The 18,389-nt window shown below is 66.1% G+C and carries 16 protein-coding genes and 1 pseudogene; 12 read left to right on the plus strand and 5 right to left on the minus strand.

Going from position 1 to position 18,389, the window contains the following annotated elements; genetic code table 11:
• Positions 1-260: 260 nt before the first annotated feature.
• The 3 genes from NU1_RS00985 (at position 261) to NU1_RS00995 (ending at position 1,780) form a co-directional block, all read left to right on the plus strand.
• Positions 261-683, plus strand: coding sequence for a hypothetical protein (locus NU1_RS00985; RefSeq protein WP_157551920.1), 423 nt, complete (start codon positions 261-263; stop codon positions 681-683).
• A 75-nt stretch (positions 684-758) separates the two neighbouring features.
• Positions 759-1,340, plus strand: a complete 582-nt coding sequence (locus tag NU1_RS00990; protein WP_067516365.1) for a TetR/AcrR family transcriptional regulator — start codon at positions 759-761, stop codon at positions 1,338-1,340.
• Positions 1,337-1,780, plus strand: coding sequence for a PaaI family thioesterase (locus NU1_RS00995; RefSeq protein ID WP_067516367.1), 444 nt, complete (start codon positions 1,337-1,339; stop codon positions 1,778-1,780). Before NU1_RS00990 ends, NU1_RS00995 begins: the two co-directional genes overlap by 4 nt.
• Before the next feature lie 87 nt (positions 1,781-1,867).
• On the opposite strand, the gene lon is transcribed toward NU1_RS00995, so the two are convergent.
• Positions 1,868-4,207: an endopeptidase La gene (lon, locus tag NU1_RS01000; RefSeq protein WP_067516557.1), complete on the minus strand. Its 2,340-nt coding sequence runs from the start codon at positions 4,205-4,207 to the stop codon at positions 1,868-1,870.
• A gap of 169 nt (positions 4,208-4,376) precedes the next feature.
• Entirely contained in the window at positions 4,377-5,228 is an 852-nt protein-coding gene (gene ddaH, locus NU1_RS01005; RefSeq protein ID WP_245719890.1) for a dimethylargininase, read from the minus strand.
• Positions 5,229-5,362: 134 nt separating this feature from the next.
• On the opposite strand from ddaH, the gene NU1_RS01010 reads away from it, so the two are divergent.
• Positions 5,363-5,800, plus strand: coding sequence for an Lrp/AsnC family transcriptional regulator (locus tag NU1_RS01010; RefSeq protein ID WP_067516371.1), 438 nt, complete (start codon positions 5,363-5,365; stop codon positions 5,798-5,800).
• Between the two features lie 126 nt (positions 5,801-5,926).
• Positions 5,927-6,772 carry a MerR family transcriptional regulator gene (locus NU1_RS01015; protein WP_067516374.1) on the plus strand — a complete coding sequence of 282 codons (846 nt, stop codon included), beginning with the start codon at positions 5,927-5,929 and terminating at the stop codon, positions 6,770-6,772.
• A gap of 69 nt (positions 6,773-6,841) precedes the next feature.
• On the opposite strand, the gene NU1_RS01020 is transcribed toward NU1_RS01015, so the two are convergent.
• Entirely contained in the window at positions 6,842-8,227 is a 1,386-nt protein-coding gene (locus NU1_RS01020; protein WP_067516377.1) for a TIGR01777 family oxidoreductase, read from the minus strand.
• Between the two features lie 153 nt (positions 8,228-8,380).
• On the opposite strand from NU1_RS01020, the gene NU1_RS01025 reads away from it, so the two are divergent.
• Positions 8,381-9,505, plus strand: a complete 1,125-nt coding sequence (locus tag NU1_RS01025; RefSeq protein ID WP_307642594.1) for a zinc-binding dehydrogenase — start codon at positions 8,381-8,383, stop codon at positions 9,503-9,505.
• A gap of 50 nt (positions 9,506-9,555) precedes the next feature.
• On the opposite strand, the gene NU1_RS01030 is transcribed toward NU1_RS01025, so the two are convergent.
• Positions 9,556-10,620 (minus strand): metallophosphoesterase, encoded by a 1,065-nt coding sequence (locus tag NU1_RS01030; protein WP_067516379.1) that lies wholly within the window; start codon positions 10,618-10,620, stop codon positions 9,556-9,558.
• A 172-nt stretch (positions 10,621-10,792) separates the two neighbouring features.
• Between NU1_RS01030 and NU1_RS01035 the strand changes: the two genes are divergently transcribed.
• The 6 genes and pseudogenes from NU1_RS01035 to NU1_RS01060 all read left to right on the plus strand — a co-directional run.
• Positions 10,793-12,148, plus strand: a complete 1,356-nt coding sequence (locus tag NU1_RS01035; protein ID WP_067516381.1) for a DUF445 domain-containing protein — start codon at positions 10,793-10,795, stop codon at positions 12,146-12,148.
• Between the two features lie 207 nt (positions 12,149-12,355).
• Entirely contained in the window at positions 12,356-13,144 is a 789-nt protein-coding gene (locus NU1_RS01040; protein WP_067516382.1) for a TIGR03084 family metal-binding protein, read from the plus strand.
• A gap of 315 nt (positions 13,145-13,459) precedes the next feature.
• A complete protein-coding gene (locus tag NU1_RS01045) occupies positions 13,460-14,266 on the plus strand; it encodes a hypothetical protein (protein WP_067516384.1) in 807 nt (268 codons plus the stop codon).
• 334 nt (positions 14,267-14,600) lie between these two features.
• The gene (lhgD, locus tag NU1_RS01050; protein ID WP_245719891.1) at positions 14,601-15,770 is read left to right on the plus strand and encodes an L-2-hydroxyglutarate dehydrogenase; all 1,170 of its coding nucleotides are present in this window, start codon (positions 14,601-14,603) and stop codon (positions 15,768-15,770) included.
• Positions 15,771-15,898: 128 nt separating this feature from the next.
• Positions 15,899-16,399, plus strand: a complete 501-nt coding sequence (locus NU1_RS01055) for an SRPBCC family protein (RefSeq protein ID WP_067516386.1) — start codon at positions 15,899-15,901, stop codon at positions 16,397-16,399.
• Between the two features lie 10 nt (positions 16,400-16,409).
• Positions 16,410-16,845 (plus strand): annotated as a pseudogene (locus tag NU1_RS01060) (ribonuclease H family protein); the annotation flags it as partial.
• 609 nt (positions 16,846-17,454) lie between these two features.
• Here the strand turns inward: NU1_RS01060 and NU1_RS01065 are convergent.
• The gene (locus NU1_RS01065) at positions 17,455-18,333 is read right to left on the minus strand and encodes a hypothetical protein (RefSeq protein WP_084520867.1); all 879 of its coding nucleotides are present in this window, start codon (positions 18,331-18,333) and stop codon (positions 17,455-17,457) included.
• Between the last annotated feature and the right edge of the window lie 56 nt (positions 18,334-18,389).

The following is an 18,389-nucleotide window of genomic DNA, read 5'->3' on the forward strand; positions in this document are numbered from 1 at the left end:
AATCCGACTCCCCGGTGCCCTCGAGGGCTACGCCCGAATCCCCAACCCACCGGACGGCACCGGTCCTCGGCGCATCCGACTCTGGAGGCTGGCAGGGGCTTCGCCCTGAACTCCCGACAACCTGAGCCGGGTGGTATTGCCTCGGCAAACCATCGCAGCGGCGGCTCGGTTTCGGAGTGGGTATCGGGGGCATAACGGTTCGTGTCCGGAAGGGGTGGGGCGTCGTATGCTCGGGCCCAGTTTTTCGTGGAGGAGCATTGGTGAGCGGTTCCGAGGGGCAGCGGCGGACGGCGGCTGTGAAATCCGATCTGTTGGAACTGCGCTCGGGCGGGGGGCGGCGGAAAGTCAATGGGCAGTGGGCGGTTCCGCCGCGGATTGTCGCGGATATGCCATCCGGCTCTGTCACAGTCGATTTCACGCGGGCGTTCTGTCCGCATCGGGAGATCGATATGCGGGTTGCCGTCGGAGCGGGGACCGTGCTGTTGATTGTCCCGCGCGGGTGGCGGGTGCACCTCGACGAGGTGCGAACCGACGGTGGACGGGTAGTGAATCGGGTGAAGCAGCGGGCCTTTCCCGGTGCGCGGGTGATACGGGTGTCCGGTCAGGTGGAGTCGGGCGTGGTGAAGGCGCGCTACCCGTACCGATACCTGTGGGCAGTGCTGAAGGGCCGCGCCCGGGCCTGAGCTGAATTCCGAAAGCCGGTTCCGATCGGGATCAGGGGTCTTGTGCCGCCCACGAAACAGAACTAAATTCTGGATATGAAGATTCGAGATCGGTTGCTGCTGGCAGCCGAGCGACAGTTCGCCGAGCAGGGTGCGCTGGATGCCACACTGAATCAGATTCGGGATGCGGCGGGGGCCAGCGTCGGCGCGCTCTACCACCACTTTCCGGATAAGGCCGACCTGTATCGACAGGTGTGGAGCAATGCGCTCGCCGACTATCAGCAGCACTTCTGGCAGGCGATCGGCGATAGCGTCGATGCCGAATCGGGGGTGCGGGCGGGGGTGCTCGAGCATTTGCGGTGGGTCACCGAGAACCAGTACCGCGCAAAGGTTCTCACCTCCGCTCGACCACCGGGCGTGCGGGAGAGCGAGAGCAATCGGGAGTTCCTGCGCAATGCCGCGCGCTGGTGGCGCACCCATGCCGGCTACGGCATCGTGCGCGACCTCGACTTCGATCTGCTGTACGCACTGTGGCTCGGCCCCGCGCAGCAGTACTCCCGCATGTGGCTGGGCGGGGAAATCGTCACCGCGCCAACCGAAGTGGCCGGGGTACTGGCCGATGCCGCCTGGCAGGCACTGCGTACACCACGCACCGACGACCACGGAGACCACCCATGACCGTCACGCTCGACCTCGATTCGGCCCGCCAAGTCCTTGCCGCCCAACCCTTCAGCCAGTTGGTAGGCGCGGAGATCACCGCCTTCGGTGACGGATCGGCCACCCTGGAGATCCCCATTCGCCCGGAGCTCGGGCAGCAGTTCGGCTATGTACACGGCGGCGTGCTGTCCTACGCGGCCGACAATGCCCTCACCTATGCGGCCGGAACGGTGTTGGGGGCCAATGTCCTTACGGGTGGATTCACCATTACCTACCTGCGTCCAGCCAGCGGTGCGCGGCTGCGCGCGATCGCCAGCGTGACCGGAGCAACCCGTCGGCAAGCGGTGTGCCACTGCGAAATCTACGCCGTTGACGCGCACGGCGACCAGGTGCTGTGCGCCGTCGCACAGGGCACCACCCGGTCGGTGGACCGTGAACTCGATACCGGTGGCCGCAGCTGACCAGGGATTATCAATGAAATGCCTACGCGCCACACATGTTTCATGTGAAACACGTGTGGCGCGTAGGCTTTCCGCGAGGCAGCTACCTCAGGCGCTGGCGGCCAGCTTCCGCCCATCCAGCGCCGGTTCAGCAACCGGCTCGATGGCGTAGGCCAGGATTTCGGCCACGTCGGCGACGGGGCGGACATCCAGGGCGGCCAACACCTCGGCGGGGACCTCGTCCAGATCCGGCTCATTGCGGGCCGGGATGAACACGGTCTTCAGGCCATTGCGCTGTGCGGCCATCAACTTCTGCTTGACCCCACCGATCGGCAGCACCCGACCGTTCAGCGTGACCTCACCGGTCATACCGACATCCGAGCGCACCTGCCGACCCAGCGCCAGCGACACCAGGGCGGTGACCATGGTGACGCCCGCCGAAGGACCGTCCTTCGGCACCGCACCCGCCGGGAAGTGGATGTGGATATTGCGATCGAGGACCTTCGGTTCGATACCGATCTCCTCCAGGTGGGAGCGCACGTAGGTGAGGGCGATCTGCGCCGACTCCTTCATGACATCACCCAGTTGACCGGTCAGCGCCAGCGAACGCTCACCCTCGGCGGCATTGGCCTCGATGTAGAGGACATCGCCACCCATACCGGTCACCGCGAGTCCGGTCGCCACACCGGGGACCGCGGTGCGTTCCACGCCATCCGGGGTGAAGCGCGGTCGGCCCAGGTATTCCTTCAGATCCCCGAGGTCGATGGTCAGCGAAGTCGCCTTCTCGTACCCCAGTGACATATCGTAACCCAGTCCGGCGGTGACGATTTCCTCGAAATCGTCCGAGGACAGTCGAGTCGCCGCCTTGCGCAGCGCCTTCGCGAGCAACCGCTCCAGCTGTCGCACACCGGCTTCCCGGGTGTAGTTGGCCGCGATCTCCCGCAGTGCCGAGTCCGTGATCGACACCTCCTCGGCGGTCAGCGCGTTGCGCTCCAACTGCCGGGGGATGAGAAAGTCTCGGGCAATGGCCACCTTGTCGTCCTCGGTGTAGCCGTCCACGGTGATCAATTCCATGCGGTCCAGCAGCGGGCCGGGAATCGTGTCCAGCACATTCGCGGTCGCGATGAACAGCACGTCGGACAGGTCCAGATCCAGGTCCAGGTAGTGGTCGCGGAAGGTGTGGTTCTGCGCCGGGTCCAGGACCTCGAGCAGCGCCGCTGCCGGATCACCCCGGAAATCGGAGCCGACCTTGTCGATCTCGTCCAGCAGGACAACGGGATTCATCGATCCCGCCTCCTTCATGGCGCGCACGATCCGACCGGGCAGCGCACCGACGTAGGTGCGCCGGTGACCGCGGATCTCAGCCTCGTCGCGCACGCCGCCGAGGGCGACGCGAACGAACTTGCGGCCCAGCGCCCGTGCCACCGATTCACCCAGCGAGGTCTTACCCACACCGGGCGGGCCGACCAGCACCATGACCGCGCCCGAGCCGCGACCGCCCACGACCTCCAATCCGCGCGAGGCCCGCCGGGCGCGCACGGCCAGGTACTCGACCATGCGGTCCTTCACCTCGTCCAGACCGTGGTGGTCGGCGTCGAGGACGGCGCGGGCGGCCGAAACATCGGTGCTGTCTTGGGTTTTCACCGTCCACGGCAGTTCGAGAACGGTATCGAGCCAGGTCCGGATCCATCCCGTCTCCGGACTCTGATCACTGGACCGTTCCAGGCGACCGACCTCACGCAGTGCGGCCTCGCGAATATCGTCCGGCAGCTCGGCATTCTCGACCCGGGTGCGGTAGTCCTCCGCGCCGTCGGGCTCGTCCTCGCCCAGCTCCTTGCGAATCGCGTTGAGCTGCTGGCGCAGTAGGAATTCGCGCTGCGTCTTCTCGACGCCCTCGCGCACATCCTCACTGATCTTCTCGCTGATCTCGCTCTCGGCGATATGCGCCTTGGTCCACTCGATCAGCTTGGTCAAACGCGCTGCGGTATCCGGAGTTTCGAGCAGCTCCCGCTTCTGCGCATCGGAGATGTAGGTCGCCCACCCGGCCGCATCGGCAATGGTGGACGGATCTTCGAGCTGGTTCACCGCATCGATGACCTGCCACGCCTCCCGACGCTGCAGCACCGCCACGACCAGCTTCTTGTATTCATCGGCGAGTTCTCGGGTGCGCCCATCGGCGGCGGGGGTATCGACCTCTTCGGCCTCCACCCACAGCGCCGCCCCGGGCCCGGTCACACCGTGCCCGATCTTCGCGCGCCGCTCGGCCTTCAACACCGCGGCGGGCGCACCGCCCCGCATGCGGCCGACCTGTTCGATGGTCGCCACCACGCCGTAGGAGGCATAGCCCTCGTCCAGCCGAGGAGCGACCAACACCTGGTTGACCTTCCCGGCACGCGCGGCATCAATGGCGGCCTGCGCGGATTCGTCCAACTCGATCGGCACGACCATGCCGGGCAGCACGATCGGATCGGTCAGGAACAGGACCGGCAGGTTCTGAGGTGTAGTCACGTCTTCGACCCCTTCCAAGGTTGAGCGTTATCTACTCAACCTGGCGCCCCGTGGTCTTGTTCCGATCTTCCGTTCGCCGACGGTGAACGCGTCGCGGGGTGGGAATCGGTCAGTGCGCGGGGTGCAGCTCCATGGTGCAGCACTTCACACTGCCGCCCGCTTTGAGGAGTTCGGCGAGGTCTATGCCGATGGGGAGGTAGCCGCGGTCGCGGAGTTGGGCGGGGAGGGTGGTGGCCCGGCCGGTGAGGAAGACGTGGTAGCCGTCGCAGACTCCGTTGAGGCCCAGGACATTCGCGTCCGCGTCGGTGGCGATGAGGGCGTCGGGGTAGAGGGCGGTGAGGAGGCGGATGCTGTCCGGGGTGAAGGCGGGGGGATAGAAGGCGATGGTGTCGCCGAGGGGCATGAGAGCGGTGTCGAGGTGGTAGAAGCGGGGGTCCACCAGGTCCAGGGAGATGACCGGGCGGTCGAAGAATTTCTCGGCCTCACGGTGCGCGGCGTGCGAGGTGCGGAAGCCGGACCCGGCCAGGATGCGATTGCCCACCACGGCGAAATCGCCTTCACCCTCATTGGTTTCGGTGGCCGCGTGCACCCGCGTCAGGCGCTGATCGGTGAGCCAGCGGTGGTAGGCCGGACCTTCGGCGGCGCGCTCGGCATTGGCGAAGCGGGCCGAGAGCGCACGTTCACCGATAACCAGGCCACCATTGGCGGCGAAGACCATATCGGGCAGGCCGGGCTCACCGGCAATGGTTTCGACGCGGTGGCCGTGGCGTTCGAAGGTGGCGCGCAGGGTGTCCCACTGCGCCAGCGCGAGGTCACGATCGACGGGGGAGGTAGCGTCCATCCACGGATTGATGGCGTAATAGACGTCGAAGTGGTCGGGACGACACATGAGGTAGCGCCGCGGGGTGGGACGGCGGGCACCGGAGGGTTCGGGGGCTCGGAGGGTGGCTAGCGATGTCAACGGGACTCCTCCGAATCGACGACACAACGTTGACACGAACGTATTGGGCGTAGCGTTGCGTGGAGAACCACGATTCGTTGCGTAGATTTCCCCGAAAGCAGCGAATCGTTGTTTACCCGGAAGAGGGCGCATCCATGGACGAGATCGACCGGCGAATTCTCGGCCACCTGCTGCGGCAGGCGCGCGCATCGTTCCAGGAAATCGGCGCGGTGGTCGGGCTGTCGGCCCCGGCGGTGAAGCGGCGCGTGGACAAACTGGTGGCCAGCGGGCAGATCACCGGGTTCACGGCCATGGTCAATCCGACCGCGCTGGGCTGGCGGACCGAGGCCTACGTCGAGGTCTACTACCGCGACAACATCACCCCGGCCGAATTGCGCCGCAGCCTGGAACCGATTCCTCAGGTGGTGGGCGTGTGGACCATCGCGGGTGAGGCCGACGCGCTGGTACATGTGATGGCGACCGATATGGCCGAGATCGAGCGGACCGTCGAGCGCATTCGGGAGAACAGCCGGGTCGGCCGCACCCGCAGCAATATCGTCATGTCGCGGATTCTGGAGCGGCCGCGCACCTGATCATTGCTCGATGCATATATCTTCGGCCGACGGGAGTGGCGATGACGGATATGCGGCTACCGCGCCTCCTGGGCGTGGCAACCCCGGGCCGCGCGGACGTCGTCGAGTCGGGGGCACAATGGGGCAATGCCCGCCGGCCCCGCTCCCCGTGACGACGCGGCCGGATATACGGTGCGCGCGGTAGCCGAACGTCTCGGCATACCGACCGCCACGCTTCGGAGCTGGAACCAGCGCTACGGGATCGGACCGGATCGGCATGAACCGGGGCGGCATCGGCTCTACTCGGAGGCCGATATCGCCGTTCTGGAACGCATGATCGCCCGGGTGCGGGCTGGTGCCAGCCCAGGCGGAGCGGCCGAGACGGTACGCGGTCCGCGCCCGGCACGTGGTGATATTTCGCCACTACTGGCCGCCGCTTTCGCCCTCGATACGAGAACGGTGTCCCGCCTGGTCACCGCCCATGTGCGGGAGTTCGGCGTAGCCGACACCTGGAATGACCTGTGCCGCCCCGCATTCGCCGATATCGTCGCGCGGCAGGGCAGCGGTGAGGGCTGCGTGGATGTGGAACATCTGCTGTCGTGGTGCATCACCTCGGTGCTGCATCGCACGAATCCGCCGCCGGAAACCGTGGATCCGGCCACGGTGGTACTGGCCTGCACCAGCGGCGAGGCACACGCACTACCGCTCGAGGTCTTGCGCGCGGCGCTGGCCGAACACGGGGTGGGCGCGCATATGCTCGGGGCCGATGTTCCGACGGAGGCGCTGACCGATGCGCTTCGCCGCCTGAAAAGCGGAGCCCGCGTGGTGCTCTGGTCGCAGGCCGAGCCGACCGCGCGAACCTCGGCGATACGCGTCTGTACCGCCGCTGCTGCCGACGTCTATGTCGGCGGCCCCGGTTGGGAGGCCGTTATCCTGCCGGAGGCCGTCGTGCGCGTCGAGAGCCTGAGCGAGACGGTCGACCGCCTGCTCTGATCCACCGGTTCGCCCACACCCCCGCCGCACCGAACACCCAAATCGCGGTCGCCGATGCGAAATCGATGTTCAGCTACTGCTAACCGGCGGCGGCGTGTCCGCTGCCGTCGGCCGGTTTCCCAGCAGATGCCGCAGCGTCCGATCGAGATCCGCTGTGCGGAAACGATGTTCGGCAACCGCGAGTCGTAACGGGTCCACGCGCTGACTGGCCGCCGCGAGCTCGCGCGCACCCTGCGCGCCGAGCAGTAGCGCCGGTCCGAACTTCGGTACCGGCAGCAGCGCCGGTCGATGGAGTACCGAGGCCAGTGTGCTGGTGTACTCGCTATTGCGCACCGGGTGCGGGGCCACCGCATTCACCGGGCCGGACAACGAGTTGTCCCACAGCGCACGGTGATACACATCGATCAGATCGTCGATTCCGATCCAGGACAGCCACTGGTGACCGTCACCGATCCGACCGCCGAGGCCCAGGGCGAACAGTGGACGGAGCAGACGCAGGGTGCCACCCCGTGGAGTTTGCACAATGCCGGTGCGGATCCGCACCACCCGTGCCCCGGCTTCGGCGGCCGGCGCGGTCGCGGCCTCCCACGCTTCGACGACATCGGCGAGGAAACCGTCGCCGCGACCGGTGTCCTCGGTGAGTATCTCGTCGCCGCGGTCGTAGCCGTAGTAGCCGATGGCCGAGGCGCTGACCACGGTGGGTACACCCGCGCGGGCGGCGAGTTCGGCCAACGCACGGGTGGGGCCGATGCGGCTGTCGCCGATATCGCGCTTGTGCTGCTCGGTGAATCGGCCCGCGATCGACGCGCCGGCCAGGTGCACCACCGCGTCGATACCGTCGAACAGGTCCGGTGCGGGATCGGACGGATTCCATTGCCGCTCAGTGGAATTACGCGGGGCGTGTCGAACGAGGCGAATTACGGTGTGGCCACCGGTACTCAGGAAAGCGGTCAGGGCCGTACCGACCAGACCGGATGCGCCGGTGACGGCGACGGTCGACGGCGCGAAGTCGTGCGCGGCGGCGAGCCGGTGCGCGGCGAGGTCACCGGCCAGCTGCCGGTACCGGTAGTCGAATGTCGAGCGCAGCGCTGCGGCCGGGACCGGGGTGTCGACCTTGTCGACTACGCGCGTGTGCTCGGCGTCCACCGCCTCGAAATCGTGGGTGTGCCGCCATCGCACCGCGAGCCCCATCGGTAGCGAGGCGGGGCCGTCGGTCGCAACCTGGTCGACGAATCGATGCGGTGGGTCGTAGGCGCTCGGGTCATGCTGTGCGACCCAGCGCAGCCCACCGGGTAACGCCAGCACGGCCTGCCCGTCGGCCAGCGAGCTTGCCTCTTCCACCAGCGACATCGGCTGCCAAGGCGGTGATAGTCGACTGAATGCGCCGGGCCGTGCGAACCAGTCGAAGACTTCGACCAGCGGTGCCTCGACAGTGCTCGAACACTCGATGCCCATCCCTCGACTGTAACCACTCGAGTTCGAAGCGCAACGTTCTTGCATCGTTTCGCTGACAGCGGGAGCCATGCGCCTTGGCTACGAGCCCGATCCAACAGATCACGCAGCTGTGCGGGCTCGTAGGGGAGTTCCGGATCGACCCCTCCGAGACCCGTGCGCGGCATCTCGAATGAGCAGTGGCAGATCCAGATTCGAAAGAGCGTCAGCGTGCCGCCCGCCCGCCCGGCCTACCATGTCGCCGAGGGGACTATCGATCATCTGGAGGAACCGATGACCATGCTGGCCGCGCGACTGCATCTGGGACCGCAGCGACGACTGGAACTCGAAGAGGTTCCGATCCCCGAACCGGGCCCGGACCAGGTGCTGGTCAAGGTGGAAGCCGCCGGGGTATGCCTGTCGGACGTACACCTCATCGACGGAACCCTGACGCCACTGTTCCTGAAGGGTGATGTGGTGACCCTCGGACACGAGGTGGCGGGCACGGTGCACACCCTCGGACCGAATGTCACGACCGCGCGGGTCGGGGATCGAGTGTTGTTGCAGGCCGGGGAGCTTCGCAATGGCGCGACCTTCACCCGGGGCGTCGATTACGACGGCGGGTGGGCCGAGTACACGCTCGCGCGCGTCGATACCCTGGTGCCGATTCCGGATGAGCTGCCATTCGAGCAGGCCTGCTTCATTCCGGACGCGGTTTCCACACCATGGGCGGCGATTACCGCTACCGCCGAGGTGAAACCGGCGGAACCGGTGGGTGTTTGGGGGGTCGGCGGCCTCGGGGCGCACGGGGTGCAGCTGCTGCGCGTCATCGGCGCCGCACCGATTATCGCCGTCGATCCGCTTCCGGCCGCGCGGGAACGGGCGCTGGAACTCGGTGCGGACTTCGCCTTCGATCCCACCGATCCCGCACTGCGACAGAAGATCTGGGCCGCGAGCGGTAGCGGGCTCGCCGCCGCGTTCGATTTCGCCGGGGTCGCGGCGGTCCGTGAACAGGCCGTGACCTGCCTGGCGCCGCAGGGACGTCTGGTACTCGTCGGACTCACGGATAAGCCGATCAGCATTACCGGCGGGACGGCGTTCAGCTTCTTCCAGCAGCAGCTGCGCGGGCACTACGGATCGGCGCCGGAGCACGTCACGCAATTGGTGCGGCTGCAGGGGCTGGGTCGGATCGACTTCGCGCGCTCGGTCAGCGCGGTGGTGCCGCTGGCGGATGCCGCCAAGGCCGTCCACGCGCTGGAAGCCAAGGAGGGCAATCCGATCCGGATCGTGCTCCGGCCCTGAGGGTGTGGATTCCGGCCAAAGCACGCCGGAATGACGGGATGGCGGGGGAATCAGGCGAGGCGGCGGTGGAAGGCCGTGGTCGATTCGCCGCTGGCGAGGTTCACGGTGACCACCTCGAGATCGGCCGCGCCCGCATCCAGGTTCAAGACCATGAAGCCGAGGTCCTCGTAGTTCTCGTACAGGGCCGGATTCGGGGCTTGCCCCTTGGCGCGGTCACCGTGAATGGATTTGGCGGCCGCACCGGAGATGAGCTGGCGGGTACCCCTGGTGTCCACGGTCGGGTCCAGCACCTGAAGCGAGTGGTCGTGGCCGGAGAAGAGGAACTGACAGCGGCCGAGCACGTGGTTCTCGAAGAAGCGTTTCACGTGAATCCCGTTGATGGGCTCGATATTCAAGCCCTCGTAATTGCCCGCGTTCCCATGCCCGCCATTGTTGAGGTACGGGTGGTGGGTGAGGACGATCTTCCACTCGGCGGTCGAATCCGCGAGCGCGCGATCGAGCCAGGCGGCCTGCTCGGTCATGAACTGACCGTCCGCCGCCCAGTAGGGCGCGAATACCGGCGGCAGATAGGCGGCGATGGGATTCAGGTCCAGGACGAAGAATTCGACCAGCGGCTGCTCCTGCGGGATTCGCACCGAGTAATAGCGAGACGGCATGTACCACCGCGCCGAACGCGCGTGATAGGCCACCTCATGGTCACCGCGCAGCAGCCAGCCGCCGTCACCCGGCAGGACCGAACTGTTGTCGTGATTGCCCTGCACCATGAGCCACGGGAAATCCAGGCCGTGGTTGGGATCCTCGAATTTGGCGGCGAATTGGGCGTCGTCATCGGACCAGGGGCCGGATTCGTAGACATTGTCGCCCAGTCCCAGCGCCAGCGAGAAGGGTGTGCTGGCGTGCCGGGCGCGCATGGCGTCGGCGACCTGCCACTGCGGGCGCGCGCCGGTACCCGCGTCACCGGTAACGAGAATGCGCAGCGACGAGCCGGTGGGAAGGGGCGACTTGACGAGGCCCTCGACGGGTGCGGCAGGCGCGACCCCGGTCAGCGAGGCGACTCCGGTGACGCCCGCTACTGCGGTGGCTCCGGCAAGAAAGCCGCGGCGATCCACACTCAATTTCCCTCACCCTTCGTCGTCTTGGTCGACCGACCAAAGTATTCACCGCGTGAGCAGACCTCGCGCGACTAGCCCGAAAACAGCGGCCGACCCTTTTGACAGCACCCGATGCCGGTGAGAGTGTTAGCCACACTATTTCTCACCACCGGCACGGCTGCAGGGGGACGCTGCGATGACGATACTGGCCTCGGGGCTCTTCATTGATTGGGAGCAACTCACCGGCCAGCCGAAACTCGTCGTCGACCTGGTGAGTTTCGCGCTCTTCGCCGGTGTCGCCGGGTGGCTCACCAACTGGACCGGCGTGCTCATGCTCTTCTGGCCGATCCACTTCAAGGGCTTCCGCATTCCGGGCCTCGATATTCTCTACCCCTACTTCCCGCGCCGGGTCCAGGTGCTGCCGACCTTCTCTCCGGATGGCAAAGAACTCGGATTCCAGGGCTTCATTCCGGCCCGCGCCGAGAAGATGGCCAGTATCTGTGTGGACAAGGCGCTCATGCGGATCGGCAGTCCCCGCGATTTCATCCACGAACTCGACCTCGAGGGTATTGCCGACTACATCGCCGAGATCGCGCGCAAACAGGTCGAGACAATCGTCGACGAGATCATGAACCGGGAGAACCCGGAGCTGTGGGCCACCGCACCGCGCGCGGTGCGGCAGATCATCTACCAGCGGGTGGAGCGCGAACTGCCCGCGCTGGCACGGCTGTCCTTCAAACACCTCGGCGATAATGTCGACCAGCTCATCGACATCAAGGATTTCGTCATCCGGTACCTGCGGGACAACCCGTACATCCTCAAGGACCTGACGACCACCATCGCCGCTCCCGAACTGAAGTTCATGGTGCGCATCGGCTTGCTCGGCGCACCCTTCGGTGTGCTGCTGGCGCTGTATCTGAGTGTGCATCACGACATTGCGGTAATCGGCTGGCTGCCCAGCTGGTTCATTGTGCTGGCGGTGTCGGCGGCCATCGGTGTAATCGTCAATGTCATTGCCGTCAAGATGGTGTTCGAGCCCGGTGATCCACAGCCGCGCTACAAGTATCTGTGGAAGCAGGCGCTGCTGGCCAAGCGGCAGCCCGAGGCGGCCGAGGATTTGGCACATATCCTCGCCTACCAGGTGCTGACCCTGCCGAATCTGGCCAAGGAACTGCTCGACGGACCCAATGGCGATAAGACCCGGCAGCTACTGGAACGGCTCATCTCCGAATCCATCCACCGCCAGCTGGGTCCGGCCACCTCGATGGTGCGCGCCGCGTTCGGTCGGCGGCAGTTCGACAATCTGAAGGTCGGGGCGGTCGGCGCGGCGGTGGGACTCGCCCCCAGCCTGGTCGAGGACGAGGCCTTCGCGGCCGAACAGGCCGAGAAGATCAATGAATTCGCCGCCCGAAAGCTCCAGCAGCTCACTCCTGGCGAATTCATGGAGATGTTCTACGCCTCCGTGGAACAGGACGCCTGGCTGCTGTACCTGCACGGTGCGATACTCGGCCTGGGCGTCGGCGCCATGCACCTAATCCTCTTCGGCTGGTAGCACGACGACAGCGAAAACCAGCACGCGTGCTTGCATTTTCCGCACCCCGCTGCGATGCTAGCGATCACGAACGCGACAACTGATTTCGCAACGGTAGGGGTAACTCCCCGGGTACGCCCACAATCGGTTCGGCACCCAACCGCCGGCACGCGTGCATAAATATCAACGGCTCTCAGCCCCGCGCTGAAGATTCGGAGAGGCGGAACTGTGGACATAGAGGCACTGCTCGGTGATTTCACCGCCGAGTGCGAAGACCTGGACCGATTGGTCGCCGACCTCGATCCCACCGAATGGCAGCGGCCCACGCCCGCGCCCGGCTGGAGCATTGCCCATCAGATCGCCCACCTCGCCTGGACCGACGAGGTCGCACTGCTGTCGGCCACCGATAGCGCCACGTTCGCCGCACTGGTGGAAGCCGCCGCACCAAAAGCGCTCACCTTCGTGGACGAGGCCGCCGAGGCGAAGGCCACCACACCTGCCCCGGAACTGCTCGCCGAATGGCGCACCCGGCGAACGGCTTTGGTCGAGGCGCTGCGCAATGTTGCCGCCGGCACCAAACTTCCGTGGTTCGGCCCGCCCATGAGCCCGGCCTCCATGGTCACCGCGCGGCTCATGGAGACCTGGGCGCACGGACAGGATGTCGCCGACGCACTCGGCATCGAACGCACACCGACCGCGCGAATTCGCCATATCGCCCATCTCGGCGTGCGCACCCGCAACTACGCCTACCTGGTGCACGGACGTACCGCACCGGCCGAGGACTTCCGCGTCGAACTCGCCGCACCCGACGGCAGCGTGTGGACCTGGGGGCCGGAGGCTGCGACACAGCGAATCACCGGATCTGCCTTGGATTTCTGTCAGCTCGTCACCCAGCGCCGCCATATCGACGACCTGGCGCTCCATGCCGTCGGCCCGGATGCCACCGAATGGCTCACCCTCGCACAGGCTTTCGCCGGTCCCCCCGGAAAAGGCCGAACGGCAGGTCAGTTCGCCTGACCTGCCGTAACCTCCGACCCCCGGAACGGGAGCGGGCGAGCGTCACCGTTGATGCGCCGTGCCTGGTGCCGACCGGACGCCGTTGGCCGGAGGTTTTCGATGGCAGTCGAAAATGACGCTCGCCAGCTATCGAAATATTTACCCCCGCGCCGGCTTCCGGAAACCCCCGCGATACCCCGTTTGCCGAGCTGTGATCCTGCTCTCATCGTGAACTGGTGTAACCGCGCGGCACCGTAACCTGGACGCGCGTACGACTTTCAATGGTGCGGGTCGTTCGCTGCAGGGGAGCAGGGGAGTAGGGAAAGGACCGCACCAATGTCGCAGTACGTCGCGACGCGGAGCGCGACCGCCCGGAAAGCTCGGCGCGCCGCACAGATTCTCCGTCACACCGCAGTTGTCACCGCGGGCATGACCAGTATCGGCCTCACCGTCGCCGCGGGTAGCTATATCGCCAATGAGATGGCGGCGGCGCAGCGGCCCGAAGCCGCGATCGCCGCACCACCCGCACCGAACCAACCCACCTGGAATCCCGGGCCGGGCGGGAGCGTCGACCGTGTCGATATCGCGCCCATTGCCGAAAGTATCGGGCTCGCATCGATCTTCGCCGCCTTGCCCCGCGAATCCACGGTGCTGGTCGACGAGCCTTCCGCCGGCGCAGCGGATCGGCAGCAGCCGAATTCGCCCGGATTCACCGGAAATCTGCGGCTGGGCACTACCTACCTGGGCGCGCAAGTCGTTCCGGTACTACGCAATTCGGTCGCAGTCACACTGGACACCAATGTGTTCGGCACGGTCATCGACATGGTTCTACCCAGCGGGGTAGCTGAACAGCTCGACATCGGCCCGGCCGGAACCACCCGGCTGCACACCGAATTCGATATGAAGCGCGGTGAGGTGACACTGGTCGTCTCCGATTCAGCGCTCGGCAGGGTCGGTGTACAGCTGGCACGCCACCCAGCACCGGCCGCCACCAACGCGGAGGAGCCGGTTCCCGAGCGAGTGGAGAGCACGCCGTCACCGGAAGCGATCGATACGGCGGGCACCGATCGTGCGGTGCCATCCGATACGCGGGAGCTAGAACATCCCGGCGCGCCCGAACCCGCGGACCTCACCGCTGTGTGACACTTCCTCAGATGTCGCAACTAGTTCCTCGATCCATCGCATTTCGATGTATTGACTTGGTAGTTAACGCTATTGTGAGGACTCCTGGCCGATGTCGATGCCGCCCGCAATGTCCTCGGACGTTCCGGGGATCGGGTTGGCTGGTTGTCATGGTCCAGGGATCGGGTACTTGCGCAGTTGGATCGGGGATTCACCACTCGGTGGCGGTATGACCCGACCTGGGTGCGGGAGCGTCCCACACGACGCGGTCGCAGTACCGCTTCTTCGCCTCCGGCGGAGTCAATCGCGGCCGAGGAACGAATCTCCAAGGTCTCGAATACTGTACGACTACTGCGTGATCGGTGGCGGGATCGTCGGTGTGGCCACGGCGCACCGAGTCCTGTCCCGGCATCCCGGCGCGAGTCTGCTGCTGCTGGAGAAGGCGGATGCGCTGGCCGGGCATCAGACCGGGCACAACAGCGGTGTCATCCACTCGGGAATCTATTACGAGCCCGGCAGTTTGAAGGCGCGGCTGTGCCGCGAGGGTGCGCGGCGGACCAAGGAATTCGCGATCGCCCACGACATTCCCTTCCAGGTCTGCGGCAAGCTCCTGGTGGCCACGGATTCCGCCGAACACGCGCGCATGCTGGCCCTGTACGAGCGGTCGATCACCAATGGTGTCGAGGTGGAGCTGCTCGATGCGGCCGAGCTGGTGCGACGCGAACCCCATGTGACCGGAGTCGGCGCACTGTTCGTTCCCGACACCGGGATCATCGACTATCGGCGGGTGACCGAGGCGCTGGCGACCCGGGTGCGGACCGCGGGTGGCGAGATCGTGGTGGGGGCCGAGGTGACGGCCATCGATGAAAGCGGCGACGCGGTAACCGTTTCCGGTCCCGCCGGATCGTGGCGGGCACGTCGGCTGGTGGCGTGCGCCGGGCTACAGGCCGATCGGATGGCCCGGATGGCCGGACTGCGGATCGAGCTGCGGATCGTGCCGTTCCGGGGTGAGTACTACCAGCTACCGCCCGCCCGTCAGGGTCTGGTCCGAACACTCATCTACCCGATTCCCGATCCCGAGTTACCGTTTCTGGGCGTGCATTTGAGCCCGACCATCGACGGCGACCTGACGGTGGGGCCGAATGCGGTGCTGGGACTGTCACGGGAGGGCTACCGCAAGGGCAGCATCGATCCGCGGGACGCGCGAGAGGTGCTGGGATTCCCTGGTTTCCACCGGGTGGCCGCGGCCAATGTGCGAACGGGCCTGCGCGAACTGCGCAATTCGCTGTTCAAGCGGGGTTACCTGGCCGAATGTCGGCGCTACTGCCCGGAACTCACCATCGAGGATCTGCGGCCGCGCGAGGCGGGCATCCGGGCGCAGGCGGTATTGCGCGACGGCACGCTCGTCCACGACTTCCTGATCGAGCGAACCGCACGATCGGTGCACGTCCTCAATGCGCCCTCACCGGCGGCCACCTCGGCGCTGCCCATCGCCGATCACATCGTCAATGAATTGGACGCCTGACCACTTATTGCCATTCCGGCAACGATTCAGCGATTCCGCTGTGCCATCGCAAGTTATCCACCGGTAACCCTGACAATAAAGAGGATGGATGTAGTACTTTTAGCGAAGCCGTGGGACAGGGAGCACCTATGGGCCACATCAAAGTCGCGAGCGACGTCGGAGCGCCCGTGGAGGTCGCGTTCAGGTACACGGACAACCATACGTTCGTGCCTGACTGGGCCTTCCTCGTCGCAGCCTTCGAACCCGTCGGTGATACCGACCACGGTTCGGGAGCTACCTTCGCATGCAGGCTGCGGGTCGGCCCGTGGCATCCAACGGTCGAGTGTGAGATCACCGAGTACCGGCGCAACGCCGTCATCGAGTTCACACTCCGCAGGCGCCGACCGGGGAAGGCGGCGCCTGCGGACTCCCCACTGGTGGCCATCTGCCTGCGCTTCGATCCTTTGGGCTACGGTCGATCCGTGATCACCTCCGAGGCGGAGTACTTCGAACCGCCCGGTCTTATGGGTCGCCTGTGCTCGCGAATGCTCCATCCCGCCGTACAATCGGCGGTGCGACGCACCGAATCGCAATTGCGAAGGGAGATAGAGGAATTCCACGGAACGGATCTTGTCGGTCGGATTGCGTAGGGTGCCAAGCATGATCATCGTGAGCACCGACGGATCGTGCCTGCGTAATCCAGGTGGCGCCATCGGCTGGGCCTGGGTGAATCACGCGGGCGGATCGGCCAGCGGCGGAGCTCCCTCGGGCACCAATCAAATCGCCGAGCTACGTGCGCTATTGGAGGCCGTTCGCGCACATACCGGTTCCGAACCTCTGCTCATCGAAAGCGATTCCCTCTACGCCATCAAATGCGCCTCGGAGTGGATCAATGGCTGGCGACGCAATGGCTGGCGCACCTCCACCGGCGCGGCGGTGAAGAACGTCGAGCTCATCAGGCTGATCGACGAAGCCATCGCCAGCCGACCCGGACCCGTGCGATTCCGCTGGGTACGCGGGCACGTCGGCAATTACTTCAATGAGATGGCCGACAAACTGTGCGGTGAGGCCGCGCGCGCGGTCGCCGCGAGCGCCCTGCCCGACCCGGATCTGGCCGAGTTCGAACCGACCGATACCGGCCCCGAAGTCGATTCGGCGCCCACCACACCGATCCCTGTTGTGCCTCGCGCGACCGCCGCTCGCACAACGAAGCCGGTCGCCACTCGGAAGCCGGTCAGCGCGAAGACCAGCTCGGCGAAGACCAGCTCGGTTACCGCCCCGGCCGAATCGATGTCCGCCTCGGCTGAAACCAGTGCCCAGGCCAATTCGGTCACCGCCTCGGGCCAATCGGCCGCAGCCGAACCCGGCGCACTCGCGACCACCATCGCAGCTTCCGGAACGCTGCGCCGTCGCCCCACAGCGAAGGCACCGGACCCGGACGCGCTCACCCTGTTCTGACCTTCACCCTGTTCCGGCCCTCATCCGTCACTGACCATCACCCACCGTCACCCGTCACTGACTGTGACCCGTCGCTGACCGTCACGCGTCATTCCGGCGTGCTTTTACCACCCTCGGTCGATGTGTCGCGACGTGGATTCCGGCCGAGGACTTGCCGGTATGGCGAGCAGACTCTCCGCAACGACGGCAAAGACCCCGGGCGATTCACTGTCGCCCGGGGTCTGTCCGTGGTGCTGCGGCTACCGCGTCAGTTGCCCGGTGCCGGGGCCGGCTCGGTAGTCGGAGCGGGCTGCTCGGTCTGCTGACCGTTGCCCGTCGGGGCCAGGCCCTTGAGCGCGGGCGAGTCGAAGTTGGCGACCAGCCACTTGCCGTCCTTCTTCTCCATATCCGCCACACCGGAGACGGTCAGCATGTCGGGCGCCTGCACCACCGAGTTGGAACGCACCTGGGTGATGATCAGGACCACCTGGGCCTTGTTCTCGTCACCGGATTCGTAGGCGCAGTGGATCTCGTCCAGCGTGGAGCGAGCGTTCACGCTCTGCATGGCCTCTTTGAGGGCGTCGGTGGCACCGCCGAAGAACTGGCCCCACTGCCCGGTCGACTTGGAGTTGACGCTATCGAAGTATTCGTCGAGGTTCTTGGCGTCGTAATTGGAGACCGCCTTGCCGAATTCGCAGGCGGCCGCCTTGGCGTCATCGCGAGCCGCGAGCTCATTGACATGGGTGCGGTTCTGCATGAAGAACCAGGTGCCGGTGGCAATCGACGCGACCAAGAGGACGCCCGCGGCGAACGCGCCGATAAGCGGCAGTGAGGCGGGCACACCGGCACCGGCGGCAGCCGGAGCGGGTGCGGGGGTGGCTGCCTTCGGCTCCCTGACCTTGGCGGCGGGCACCGCGGCCGGAGCGTCGGACTTCTTGTCGAGGCTCGGCGTGGCCGCGGCCTCCGGCTCAGCGGTCGTGTCCGCCTTCGGCTCGGCGGCCGTATCGGACTTCGGCTCAGCGGCGGCCTTCACCTCGGTCGTCGCCTCGGTCTCCGGCTTCGCCGTGGTGTCGGCGCTGCCCCCGGTTTCGGCCTTGGCGGTCGAATCGTTTTCGGTTGTCTTGTCCTGGGCAGCGTCATCCGACATGAATAGGTCTCACATTTCCCGGTGCGCTGCGGACGCACCGTCTAGGTTCTCTCAGC

This window comes from Nocardia uniformis NBRC 13702 (assembly GCF_001613345.1).
Taxonomy (GTDB): domain Bacteria; phylum Actinomycetota; class Actinomycetes; order Mycobacteriales; family Mycobacteriaceae; genus Nocardia; species Nocardia uniformis.

Bases quoted from the DNA above. Each gene is read 5' to 3' on its own strand.
- NU1_RS01010 (WP_067516371.1), top strand. From the start codon at position 5,363: ATGGACGAGATCGACCGGCGAATTCTCGGCCACCTGCTGCGGCAGGCG.
- NU1_RS00990 (WP_067516365.1), top strand. From the start codon at position 759: ATGAAGATTCGAGATCGGTTGCTGCTGGCAGCCGAGCGACAGTTCGCC.
- NU1_RS01015 (WP_067516374.1), top strand. From the start codon at position 5,927: ATGCCCGCCGGCCCCGCTCCCCGTGACGACGCGGCCGGATATACGGTG.
- NU1_RS01055 (WP_067516386.1), top strand. From the start codon at position 15,899: ATGGGCCACATCAAAGTCGCGAGCGACGTCGGAGCGCCCGTGGAGGTC.
- NU1_RS01020 (WP_067516377.1), bottom strand. From the start codon at position 8,227: ATGGGCATCGAGTGTTCGAGCACTGTCGAGGCACCGCTGGTCGAAGTC.
- NU1_RS00995 (WP_067516367.1), top strand. From the start codon at position 1,337: ATGACCGTCACGCTCGACCTCGATTCGGCCCGCCAAGTCCTTGCCGCC.
- NU1_RS01035 (WP_067516381.1), top strand. From the start codon at position 10,793: ATGACGATACTGGCCTCGGGGCTCTTCATTGATTGGGAGCAACTCACC.
- NU1_RS01045 (WP_067516384.1), top strand. From the start codon at position 13,460: ATGTCGCAGTACGTCGCGACGCGGAGCGCGACCGCCCGGAAAGCTCGG.
- NU1_RS01065 (WP_084520867.1), bottom strand. From the start codon at position 18,333: ATGTCGGATGACGCTGCCCAGGACAAGACAACCGAAAACGATTCGACC.
- lon (WP_067516557.1), bottom strand. From the start codon at position 4,207: ATGGTCGTGCCGATCGAGTTGGACGAATCCGCGCAGGCCGCCATTGAT.